This window comes from Micromonospora sp. WMMD1102, from assembly GCF_029626265.1.
Classification (GTDB): Bacteria; Actinomycetota; Actinomycetes; order Mycobacteriales; family Micromonosporaceae; genus Plantactinospora.
In genome coordinates this window covers 683,961-695,176 of record NZ_JARUBN010000001.1, presented here as the reverse complement: position 1 = coordinate 695,176, position 11,216 = coordinate 683,961, and the positions used below count along the sequence as shown (strand labels likewise).

At 64.0% G+C, this 11,216-nt stretch carries 7 protein-coding genes and 2 pseudogenes; 5 read left to right on the top strand and 4 right to left on the bottom strand.

The window, feature by feature from the left end:
* Positions 1-281 precede the first annotated feature (281 nt).
* Complete coding sequence (locus O7626_RS03310) at positions 282-1,985, bottom strand: hypothetical protein (protein ID WP_278059114.1); 1,704 nt, start codon at positions 1,983-1,985, stop codon at positions 282-284.
* Positions 1,986-2,172: 187 nt separating this feature from the next.
* Between O7626_RS03310 and O7626_RS03305 the strand changes: the two genes are divergently transcribed.
* On the top strand, positions 2,173-3,102 hold the full coding sequence (locus O7626_RS03305) for a restriction endonuclease (RefSeq protein ID WP_278059112.1): 930 nt from the start codon (positions 2,173-2,175) through the stop codon (positions 3,100-3,102).
* Between the two features lie 40 nt (positions 3,103-3,142).
* On the opposite strand, the pseudogene O7626_RS03300 reads toward O7626_RS03305, so the two are convergent.
* Positions 3,143-3,448, bottom strand: a pseudogene (locus tag O7626_RS03300) (heat-shock protein HtpX); the annotation flags it as partial.
* Positions 3,449-3,872: 424 nt separating this feature from the next.
* On the opposite strand from O7626_RS03300, the gene O7626_RS03295 reads away from it, so the two are divergent.
* On the top strand, positions 3,873-5,048 hold the full coding sequence (locus tag O7626_RS03295; protein WP_278059110.1) for a hypothetical protein: 1,176 nt from the start codon (positions 3,873-3,875) through the stop codon (positions 5,046-5,048).
* A 315-nt stretch (positions 5,049-5,363) separates the two neighbouring features.
* Here O7626_RS03295 and O7626_RS03290 read toward each other — a convergent pair.
* Both O7626_RS03290 and O7626_RS03285 read right to left on the bottom strand, forming a co-directional pair.
* Positions 5,364-5,873 (bottom strand): annotated as a pseudogene (locus O7626_RS03290) (IS110 family transposase); the annotation flags it as partial.
* 273 nt (positions 5,874-6,146) lie between these two features.
* Positions 6,147-6,689, bottom strand: coding sequence for a hypothetical protein (locus O7626_RS03285; protein WP_278059108.1), 543 nt, complete (start codon positions 6,687-6,689; stop codon positions 6,147-6,149).
* Positions 6,690-7,300: 611 nt separating this feature from the next.
* Between O7626_RS03285 and O7626_RS03280 the strand changes: the two genes are divergently transcribed.
* The 3 genes from O7626_RS03280 to O7626_RS41425 all read left to right on the top strand — a co-directional run bounded on the left by O7626_RS03280 (position 7,301) and on the right by O7626_RS41425 (position 11,155).
* On the top strand, positions 7,301-7,606 hold the full coding sequence (locus O7626_RS03280; RefSeq protein WP_278059107.1) for a trypco2 family protein: 306 nt from the start codon (positions 7,301-7,303) through the stop codon (positions 7,604-7,606).
* Between the two features lie 683 nt (positions 7,607-8,289).
* Entirely contained in the window at positions 8,290-10,368 is a 2,079-nt protein-coding gene (locus O7626_RS03275) for a hypothetical protein (protein WP_278059105.1), read from the top strand.
* 292 nt (positions 10,369-10,660) lie between these two features.
* A complete protein-coding gene (locus tag O7626_RS41425; RefSeq protein WP_347404742.1) occupies positions 10,661-11,155 on the top strand; it encodes a phosphotransferase in 495 nt (164 codons plus the stop codon).
* The last annotated feature ends 61 nt before the right edge of the window (positions 11,156-11,216 follow it).

Below are 11,216 nucleotides of genomic sequence, written 5' to 3'. Positions count from 1 at the left end.
CCGCGTCGATCAGAGTATCTGACGCCCATGATCTTCGTTGCGGGGTGGCAACATCCCGCTCAGCCGTTCGCGCCGCCTTGTGCGTGGATAAGTGCTACGGGTTCTCGCCAGCGACCGGGCGTGCGCGCCTACGGCCGCAGCAGCGTCGAGTAGCTCGCGTGGACCGCAATGACCTTCCCCCCGGCCAGTATCCCAGCCGCGACCAGCGCGCCATGGACTCACGGCACAGCACCAACGTCCACTTCCTGCGCAACCCAGAAGGCAAAGATGTGTTGTCGGGATCAGCCGACGCCCTCCGGCGCCGGCCGGTATCGGTAGCGGCGATCCGGTGTTGTGAAGAGGTGATAAGTCCGATCCTCGCACTCCTCGCGCCGCACCAACGTCGCATCGCTGAGCCAGATCTCCATTACGCCCAGATTCACCTGATCGCCGCCAACAACGACGTCCAGCGGCCGTTGCATGCCGAGCGTGCCGCCGTCCGGAACGTCGACTTCGGAGCCGAGATCCAACATCAGACAGTGGCCCGCAGGATAGGTTGCAACGACTTCTTCCCCGCGCAAAAGTCGCGCGGCGAGAAGCCAGCGTTGCTGTTCCTCGGGCAAGACGAGGCTGAGGTCTGGAACCCGGATCGGCGTGCTGGTGTGCTGCTGGATGGTCGCCAGCGCCTCAATTGTCAAGGTCAAGATGCGTAGCCTGCGCTGCCAATCCTCGGGGAAGTCAAGGGCCCAGGCCTTGTCGAGGCTGCCTCTTTCCGGCGGTGTGTGGCGCACGCTTATCCGCCCAATGTTCGGCGCCTGGCAGACGTTGAGGAACTGCAGCGTGGAAAAAACGGCTGCCGGGGGTTCGCCGGTGAAGTCAGCGAACCGGAACGTACGCCTCAGGCTCGTCTCGGGCAGCCGGTAGCGGTCCTCAATCTGGAAGACGTGGTGGATCTCCTCCAGCACCACCCGGACGCCGTCGGTGCCATGGCTTCGCTCGACCCGATCGAGGTCGGCCGCAGCCAGAACCTCACCGTCGGGGTTCATGATCTCGACGTGCAACTGCGGGTTGGCCCCGAGGCCCTCGCGAGCCGGCAGCGCCATGATTCGCGCGTTATCCAAGCGTCCGCCGAGGCCGCCAGGAGCGTCGACCTCTCCGGTATAGGCACCGGCGGGGCTGATGAACGGTGTTCCGAAGGCGGCGAAGTCGCGCAGTTCGTGCGCGAAGTCGCTGTCGTTCTTCGCAACAAGCCGTCCGGTGATCGTGATAGGGCGCTCATCGGTGGCGGCGGCGCAGCGGGCGATCACGTCTACGGCTACCCAGGGACCGCCGCCGCTGCGGCCGCTGACCCAGGTCATGACCAAGCGCTGGCGCTCGACCTGCGGAGGAAGGTCGTCGCTGCCGAAGCGCAGCTCATAGCGGTAGTGCGGGTCGGCGTCGAGGGCCGGCAGCGCCGCTTGTACGCGAGCAGTGACCGACGGGATGTCGAGCGTCTCCTGTTGGTCGCCGCCGAGAGCGAAGATAGCGGCCACGGCTTTATAGGCGTTGTCGACCGCGGTCTTGCCACCGTGCAGGTAGTAGTCGACGACATCGGGATACTTCGCCGCAAGCTGCTCGACGTACGAGAGACCACGCCAAACCGCCTTCAGCCCATACCGGGCCGCAAGCTCCTGCAACCACGTCTCGGCCTCCGGGGTCGGATCCCACGGAGTGACCAGGTACCACAGCTCGACGTTCAGACGATTCCACCGGGGATCCTTTGTGAGCGTCCGTAGGGACGTCTCTACCTCGGCCTTCTGCCGGGACGTCAATGCCCTGCAGTAGCCCTTGACCTGATGAACGAGGTCGCGACCGCCAGAGCCGGGGCGACGTTCCAAGATGTCTACGCCCCCATCGCCACGCGAAGTTGAGATACGTACCGAGTCTGGTCTCTCCCTATTCACAAGCATGGCGATGACGGCTTCGACGTCGTTGCCTTCGAGACGAGTCCACTCCACGCGGCCCATCACTCAATCATCTCGTGGCGGGCGCCACCAGTCGCCAGCGGCCTGCGGGGTTCCAGCCCTGAAGACTGACCTATTCTCATGGAGGAGGGTGGGCGGTGCTGGCGGGTGTGCGGTGCGGGTGCCTAATCTCAGTCGGTGGCGGAGCGCTAGAGGTGGCGGTCGTCTTGATCGAGCGGGATGGGAGCCGATGAGCGAGAGCCGGGCGACGAAGCGGATCTCCGGTGCTGCGTACAACGCGTTGCGGGCCGCGCTGGCCGGGGTGTTCTGGTATCGGCCGACGCTGGAGAAGTTTCTGCGGGCCGCGTTGCGGGAGCATCCGGAGTTGCTGGCCGGGGTGAACTTTGGGGTTTCGAAGCGCGAGATCGCCGACGAGGTGGTCGACCGGCTTATCGAGGGCGAGCGGGTCTATCAGCACGCGAGTGTGCAGTTGATGGTCGAGCTGGCCAACATGCAGCGGTTTCCCGAGCTGGAGCGGCACGAGAACGCCGAGAAATGGCTGCCGCGGGCGCAGGCCGCCGTCGCCGACCTGAAGACGTATACGGCCGCGTACGAGGATTTGATCAGCGAACGTGAGCGCCTGGATGCCGAGCGGGCGGCCTACACCCAACAAGTCGAGCTGCAGCGGCGCTTCGCGCAGGACCTCGACGACCTGCGCGGCCGATTCCTGGCCATGCACTCGATGGCCGACGTGCACGAGCGGGGTCGGCAGTTCGAGGACTTTCTCAACACCCTATTCGCGATGTTCGACCTCTCCCCGCGGCTGGCCTACTCGCTGGCGGCCGAGCAGATCGACGGGTCGATCAGCTTCGACACTGACGACTACATCATCGAGGCGAAGTGGACCAAGGATCCGGTCAGCCGGGAACAGGCCGACGCCTTCGCCAAGAAGGTCGAGCGTAAGGGCAAGAACGCGCTCGGGCTGATCATCAGCATCAACGATCTGAGCGAGCCCGCGCGTACCACCTACAGCGAGGGCACCTGCTTCATGACGATGAGTGGCGCCGACCTCTTCACGATCCTCGACGGGCGCATCCCCTTGGACGATGTGCTGCGGCGTAAGAAGCGGCACGCCAACGACACTGGCAGCTGCCACTTTCCGGTCGCCGAAATGTTCTGACCCGGCCCACCGGAGACTGTGCAGGCGCGGTCGGGCAGCCTTAGGCGGCCGGGGTCAGGTCGGCCAGCAGGGCCTCGATCAAGGCGCGGATCTCGTCGCGGATCGGGCGGACGGGCTCGACGCTCTGGCCGGCGGGGTCGTCGAGTTTCTAGTCCTCGTAGCGATTGCCGAGAGATCGGGCAGGCGTCGCTGTCACCCATCGTGATGATCACGTCGGATCACTCCGCGCCGTGTCGTACTCCAGGCGTTTCGGGGTCTGGTCGGTGATGTCGATACCGACCTCGCGCATCGCCTCGACCGCCGCCGGGTTGATCCGATCCACCGGCTCCGAGCCGGCCGAGCGAACCGAGCCTTTGCGTGAGTCAAGCCGGCGGGGCTGGATGCGTCCGCGTGGGTAGGGGTGCCGAAAGGTGTCGGGACTCCCCGAACCTGCACGCAGACCAGGCCGGTGATCATCTACCCGTTCAGCGGCGCAGGCGCGTACTGCTCGTGCAGCTCGGTGATCCGACGTTGCCGGGCGGCGGCGCGACCTGTTCGACCCGCTGCCAACCGGAGGCGAGCCCTTCGATCTCGTCGCGGGCGAGCGGCGGCAACGCCGAGCGGGCCTGGTTGGTGAAAGTCCGGGTTCAGCTGCTGCCCGTGACCGCGCTCGCCTTGTCGTAATCGCCCCCGCGACCGGCCTCGCTGGACAACCCGGCCGACGAGATCTTGACGATCACGGCTATCTTCACCGCGGATGACGAGGTGAGGAGCCGACCATCAACGACGACATGTACCTGTTCCAGGATGGCGACGGTCTGACGGCCGTCGGCGAACCGGCCACCGTCGAGCGGTTCCTGCACGCGGAGGAGTTGTGGGCGATGTCCGAGAACGTCGCCGAGAACTTCGGGCAGGTGCTCGGCGTCGGCTCCGCCGCCATGCGAGGCTGCGCCGAGATCGCCGCTGGCTCGGCCCGCTGGCTCAAGATCACCGAGGAGTCGGCCGCCCGCCTGGAGAAGATGGGCCTGCGGAAATCCGCCACTACCGGCCTGTCCACCACCGTTCTGCGCGGCAAGACGGGCGGCCAGATCGGCGGCTTCCTCGAGATCGCCAAGGGCCCCGGCTCGCTGCTCAATCCGGCGACGTTGGCCGGAGTCGCTGGCGTGATGGGCCAGCTGGCGCTGCAGCGCGCCCTCGCCGAGATCAACACCAAGCTCACCGCGATCGACGAGAAGGCCACGGCCATCCTGCACAACCAGAGGATCGGCGAGATCGCGCAGCTCAACGGCGCGCGTCTGTCGATCCAGGAGGCGGTGACCATCCGCGAAAGCGTTGGCCGGGTGACCGCCGACCAGTGGTCCACCGTGCAGCAGGAGCACGGGCGGATCGCCACCCTTCAGGCCCAAGCACTGGGACAACTGCGGCAGATCGCCGACGGCCTCGACGACACCGCCAGGATCGGCGACCTCGCCAAGGCGCTCAAGCGGGCCGAGCATGACGTACCCCTCTGGCTGTGGGTCCTCACACACGCCTGCCTGCTGCATCACATAATCCAGGAGCTCGAGCTCGACCGGGAGAAGCAGACCTCCCCAGACGACGCCGAGGCAATCCAACGCGGCATGCACCAGGTCCGGCAGGATCGAGTGCGGCTGATCGCGCAGGTCACCGACTCGCTGCTCGACAGCCTGACGCGGGCCGCCCGCCGCGCCGACGCCAAGGTGCTACTCAACCCCGTCGACTCGCCGGCGATTGTGAAGTCCCGCAACCGGGTCGCGGCGAGCATCGGCGAGTTCCACGAACTCCTCGGACTCGACCTCGGCCTCCCGGACTGGCCGGCGCGGCAGTGGACGGAGGCCGCCGCGCACGCGCGCGACCTCGCCATCGAGATCGGCACACCGGTGGCCGAGGTGGCGGCGAAGGTCGCGCTCCCGATCGCCCTGTCCTACCTGGGGAAGAAGAAGATCTGAACAGGGGTGCGGGTGACTCAGCGCGATGCGTGCCGCCAACACTCGAAGCCGTCCAGGGCCGCCGTGAGCGCCCGCTCGAGCTGTTCCTTCGGACGGTAGCCGCCACCGAGCCGATACTTCCGCCACGCGCCGTTGGGAATAGGGACTACCGCGACGCCTCGCTCGTGTCCATCGGCCTTATGATCGGGTGCACTCATCTCGGCTACAGATCCTGGGCCGCCGGGTCGCCCCTACCGTCACATTGCGTAGCTGGTGAGCTTCAGGAGCGGGCCGTCGCCTCTATTGCCGACCACCTACACACTTGCCGACGCCGGTGGCTGCTGGGAAGTACTCCCGCAACGCGTGCCGCAGCCGCTGGCCGGCCCGGGTGCGTTCCCAGATCAGCGTCTTGTGCATCCGGGTGACGACGTTGACCGCCTCCGCCTCGGCGCTGTCACCGGCGACCGGGCGCAACTGGTGCGAGTCGGTGCGCACCATGTCGGCGAGCATGTGCGCGTCGGCGGCGTCGCTCTTGGCCCCGGACAACACGAGGCGTTCCCGGTAGCGGGCTGCCTGCAACGGGTTGACCGCGTATACCGTGTAACCGGCGGCGATCAGCGCCTGGACCCACGGACCCCGATCAGTCTCGATACCAATCTTCACCCGCGCGCCGACATCCTCGGTGTCGTCAACGTCGTCGTCGAGCCACTGACCGATCATCGCGTGCAGCCTGGTGATACCCGCGACGCCCTCGGGCAGCCGGGCCTTGGCCAGCCGACGGCCGGAAGCCTCCATCACCTCGACATCGTGATGGTCCTCCGCCCAGTCATCTCCTACGAACAGCAACACATCTCCCGCCTATCGAACCGATCACCTCCGGTAGCCAGGAGGAGAACCATCAGCGACCTAATGAAGCAGTGCTCATGCCGCAACCGGGCGGGCACGACATCCCATCAGCGATCAACTCTCCACACCGACCAGCAGCGGCACGCCTTTCAACAGGACTCAACGTCCAGGCTCAGGGAGTGCTCAGCTGCCGGTGGCTACCTACCCACCAGGAGTTTGCCGGATGGCTCGCTCCCAGAACTCATTAGGCCCAGGGGAGGAGGCGTCCGGGTGTTATAGCCGTGCCGCCGCTATCTCCGCCAACTGAGCTGCGGATTCGTGCAGTTGGGCTGTGCCAACCTCGGCCATGAAGGACACCTCCACCATCCGATCGCTTTTGAGGAATACCACACTTGGCACGGAGTCGCCGGTGCTCTTGAGAACGGCATCACCAATGCTGCCGTCCGCACTCCCCTTCCACTTAGCCGCGATGTCGGTGTCGGTCCATAACGAGGTATCTGCGACGACCCGGATCGATACAAGGCGTAGATCTTGCGATGTGCCGCCGACGCGCCGAGATGTAGTTGCGTAGATGCAGTTCTCCATCGGACCGCCGAGGTAACCCTCGGTGTAAGTGGCCTCGGTGACCGTCGTCTTTAGGACTTCCTCTATGTCCTTAGCTTGTATGACGAACGTGGCGCATTCAGAGGCGATGGCGGCTGGCTTGATAGTTTCTTCCAAATCCGGTGTTTGCTGCTGGATTGACCCGCCTGATGAGAGGTGGAGGATGGGGATGGGGATGGGGATGGGGACTGTCCGCTTGGGATCGACGCACACCCTCCCGCGCATAGGACGGAAATGGCCAGAGCGGTGGAGGCTCTTGATCGTCGTAGCATACGATCTCCAGACGTCGGGCTTGTGAAGATGGATAAGATTAGACCAACCGAACGCATCGACTGAGCCGATCGGGCAAATGACTAAGGGGACTTCGTCCCGTATCGAGCGTGGCAACGCGGGATCCGCGGATTCGGCGCCCACCCAACCCGGTGCTGGCGTATTTCATTTGCGCCGCTCAAGGTATGGAAGGACGCTCACGTCGGGGCTTCCGTTAGCTGCCGGCACTTCACCTAGCAGTCTGTTGCTGAGCAGGAGAACGAGGACCACCCGAACGGCCATAACCGTGACGCGGTTTGTACACTGGCGACCCGCCGGTCGGTCCGCCTGATGCCCTACATGATGCAGCCGGGCAACGCCATCATTGCGCCTTGACGCCGCTCTAGCCGGCAGCCTGGCCAAACGGTCCGCTGAAACGTCCCTCACCGGGGAAGGGCTGTCGTGCTGCCGACAGTCGACTGACCCGAACATTGATCAGCGGTACTGTGGCCGGCGACCGGACGCCGATAGCAATCCTCTCGCGAGGATCCGAGATAGCCGTTAGGGCGGTACGAGTGACCAAGATAGCGCTGGCGGACGCGGTCGCGCTCGTTCGACAAGAGCTGTTACAGGCAATGGCGACGACAGACGCGTCCGGTATTCAGTTCCCAGTTGGGCAAATCACGCTGAATTTCCAAGTCGGGCTCACTATGTCTGGTACTGGCTCAACTGGTCTGAAGCTTTGGGTCTTTGAACTTGGAGCGGAAGGGTCCTACGCTAGAGAAGCCATCCAGCAAGTGACAATCGTTCTCGACCCACCTGTGATCGGTGATCACGAGGGTATCAAGATCGGTTCTATCGCCGCCGATCTTCCCGGCTGACAAGGTCAATCTCGATGGATGCCTCGCAGATTGGATTTTATAATCGCGTTGTCGAGGTCTTGGTCGACAATGGCGTCACCGCCTCGCCCCGTTGGTCACAGGGCTCCGGACTTCTAGTCGGAGGCCGAAAGGTCCTCACCTCGGCACATGTCTTGACCAGCGGCCACTCTGTCTACGTGCGGGCAATGCGGACCGCGAGTTTACAAGACCAGGATTCCCACCGTCGTGCAACTGGCTCGCATCAAGGCCCGCAGTCCCGCCATGTCTCTAAAGTCCTCTGGCAAGCAACAGTTGTCGATCCTGGTGACGCCAAGCTCGCGGATCTTGCACTGCTTGAGGTGGCGAGCCGTGAGCATGGTGGCACCGATGAAATTAGCAAGTTGCCCCAACTTCGGTTCGCCCGAGTGGATCGTCATGCAACACTTCCCCAGGTTGTCCCGTCTTGCAGCGCCGTCGGCTTCCCCAAGTTCATGGAGTACGCACCAGCCCAAAATCATGCTCGGACTCCAATCAGGGAAACGGCGCAGGTAAATGGAGAGATCCCGACACTAGATCGTCTCGTTTCGGGGCTCTTGACTCTGCGTGTTACAAGCACTCCCCGGCCGCTGCCACCGCGAGCCCAAGCTATCCACGAATCCGCGTGGTCGGGAATGTCCGGTGCGGTTGTCGTGGCGGGTGGTGCTGTGCTGGGCGTTGTCACCGAGCACTTCCCCCGAGCTGGCGACTCTCAACTAACTGTGACGCCTATCACCCAGGTCAGCAGCCTGCCGCCCGCCCGGCGACGCGCCTGGGAGCAGGCGATGGGCATCGATTTTGAAAAACTTCCCGTATATGAGGCGAACCTTGAGCCCGTGCGTAAGTTGATCCATCCAAGCCGGAATATAGCCGCACTGGCTTGCGTGGCTGCGGTGCTCGGCGGGAGTCTTGCGGGCTTGGTCGTTCAACGCCTTGACTGGGCAGTCGCGTTTGCAATCATGGTTCTCGTCGCCGTAGTTTCCGCAAACGCTGGTGTAAAGCTATTGCGTATCGACTCGATATTGGAGGGTCTGCAGCAATCGTCGGATCAGGTAGCTATTCGACCCTCGGCTGCCGATACCACTATCCGTAGGGTCGAGGTTGCCGCCGCCACGATCGATATGAAGCACTCGGTGATTGCCGCTGGCGACGTGAACCAGGTTCGCAAGACGAACATCAGGCTCGGCGGCCTCGCGGCGATAGCAGTGGCCGGGGTGATGACACTAGCTAGTGTTTCTGGCACGGCCGCCATTTCAAGCCTGACCGACTCTCCTGACTCTCAAGGGCCCACAGCTTGGAGTTCACCGGTCGCTGTCGACGCTGCTCGGAGCGACATGCAGACTGGTAGCGTAAACCGAGGTGCATGGTCCTGCCCGTCAGCGGATCGAATCGGCTCCGAGCACGTCGCGCTGCTCGCCGAAGACGCCACGTTCGCCCAGCTTGTTGCGGCGCTCGAAGGTATGAAAGCGCACGGGGCACGGGTAAGCCACGCGGCGACGGCGTTGGCGGACGCGATTGGACGATTGACCCCGCCACCGACCACTTCCGTGGAGGCGCTAGGCCGTCTGCGGTTCGTAAACTCTGACGTCGACGCCATGCTCGCCTCACTTAACTCGGCGGTGCTTGATGCGTGCGGCAACCCTGAGTTCGCCGACAGTGAGCTCGCCTATTTCAAAGAACAGGTCCGGCCTAGACCGATACCCGGTGGTGTACTCACCGGCGAGGTGTACGGGCAATGTGGATCAGCTGAGTTGGGGTGGATTGCCCCGTTTACCCAGGTGATTGACTGCCAGAACGGGACGGTGGCCGCCGTTGACATGACTACTGGCTCGGTGACCCGGTTGACGGGGTTCCCTAGTGGCTCGACCACAGGCATTAAACTGGCGGGCGAGAAGCTGGTCTGGGGAACCGTTGCAACGCAGCCAGCACAGGGCCTGAGCGAGGAGACTTGGAAGGCCACGCTGCATATCCGGGACGTGCTTACGGGCAATGAGACGACGGCGCCGGCGGACGAAGGCAAGGGCACGGCGATCCCGGAGAGCGACGTGATCCTCGGGGCGTGGCCGGATCGGATCCTGCTTTCTGCAGGGCAGAAGTCTCGAATGGTGGACGGGACCGGCAGGACCTTGTGGACGAGTGCGGGGTACACCGGCCACGTTTCGGACCGCCCCACCGCATCGACGCTGTGGATCGACCCTTTGCTCATCGATCTGAACACCGGCAAGGTTATCCGTGACTACGGCCCCGCCACACTCAATATCCCTTATGCCGATAACGGATGCGAGAACTCAGCTGTTCTGCCTGACTATCGCGATGGCATTTGGATTACCGAGTCTGTAACGGGCAAGCGCACCGTGCGCGCGCTCACCAAGGAATTCCACCGAAAAGTGAATGCCCTAAAGCCAACAACGCATACCCTTGTGAACAAGGACAGCACCGGAGGGCTGCACGGGGTGACGCTGGCGGGGAAGGTGAACTGGAATGTCCCTACCAAAATCGTGAAGAGCTTCGAGATCCTTGGGCGCTGGATCGTGGTCACCTACCAGTCGGGCAACCGGGTTCTCGTGGACGCTGCCACCGGAGTTGACGAGACGCGTGCCCAAACCACTGTAGCCGACGCCCTTTTCCGAAGTGGTGAGAAAATTCATCTGACCCACTCCGATCCCGCCGACGACCTGGCCCTCGTCCGGGGCGATGCGGATGGGGGGATTGTGTTGCGCGCTTCGTGGTCGGCTATTTGCCTCTAGTACGGCAGTCGGAGCTCGCTCACGGTGGATGTCCGCCGTTCACCTCGTTGCAATCCGGGCGAGGAGGAACGGCGCAGTGGCGTCGATGACATCGTCGAAGTGCCTTCTGTTGGTCGCGAAGACGTGCCGGTCGCCGAATCTGCCTGACGCACGGGGGCGGGGTCGCTGAACCATTCGCACTGCGCGTACAGGTCCCGGTCGACCAGCGCGTGACCGTGCGCGGTGCGTAGACCGCGACGATCGCGCTCTCGATGCGGCCGGCGGTGCCGGTGTAAGCGTCCGACTCTCAGCGGTGGGCCTGCCCCTCTCTCAAAGTCTTCCGTCTCGTCGGAGATCATGGCTCCTTCTGCCGGGCGACGAAGGCACGCACCGCGTCGTCATCCCAAGCTGCCCCCAGAGAGCAGGTGCTGAAGCTGGTAGGGGCGATCTCGTCCACAACGATGCCCACCCCGGCAACCCCTTACCCGACCCGACAAGCTCGTACGGCTACGTCCTGACCGACTGGGAAGGTGCTTGCATCGGACCGCGCGAATTGGATGTGGTGCTCGTCGGCGCTCCCGGCAGCCGATTCGGTGACTCCGACGAACGCCTCGCCTTTACCAGTGCCTACGGATACGACATCGCCGCCTGGCCCTCTTACCGGACGTTTCGCGATATCCGGGATCTCCACTCTCTTGCGGCATACATCCGAACTGGGCTCCACAAGTCCGCCGCGCTGACCGAACTCCAACGCCGAGCCAGCTCGCTGCGCGACAACAACCGCACCATTCGCTGGACAGCGATCTGACGGCAAGGTTGGTCGGCGGATCAAGCCGGCACCTCGCCGACTACGCGCCGTGATCAAGGTA

Coding starts and splice junctions, on each gene's coding strand:
- O7626_RS03310 (WP_278059114.1), bottom strand. CDS start 1,985: ATGGGCCGCGTGGAGTGGACTCGTCTCGAAGGCAACGACGTCGAAGCC.
- O7626_RS03305 (WP_278059112.1), top strand. CDS start 2,173: ATGAGCGAGAGCCGGGCGACGAAGCGGATCTCCGGTGCTGCGTACAAC.
- O7626_RS03295 (WP_278059110.1), top strand. CDS start 3,873: ATGTACCTGTTCCAGGATGGCGACGGTCTGACGGCCGTCGGCGAACCG.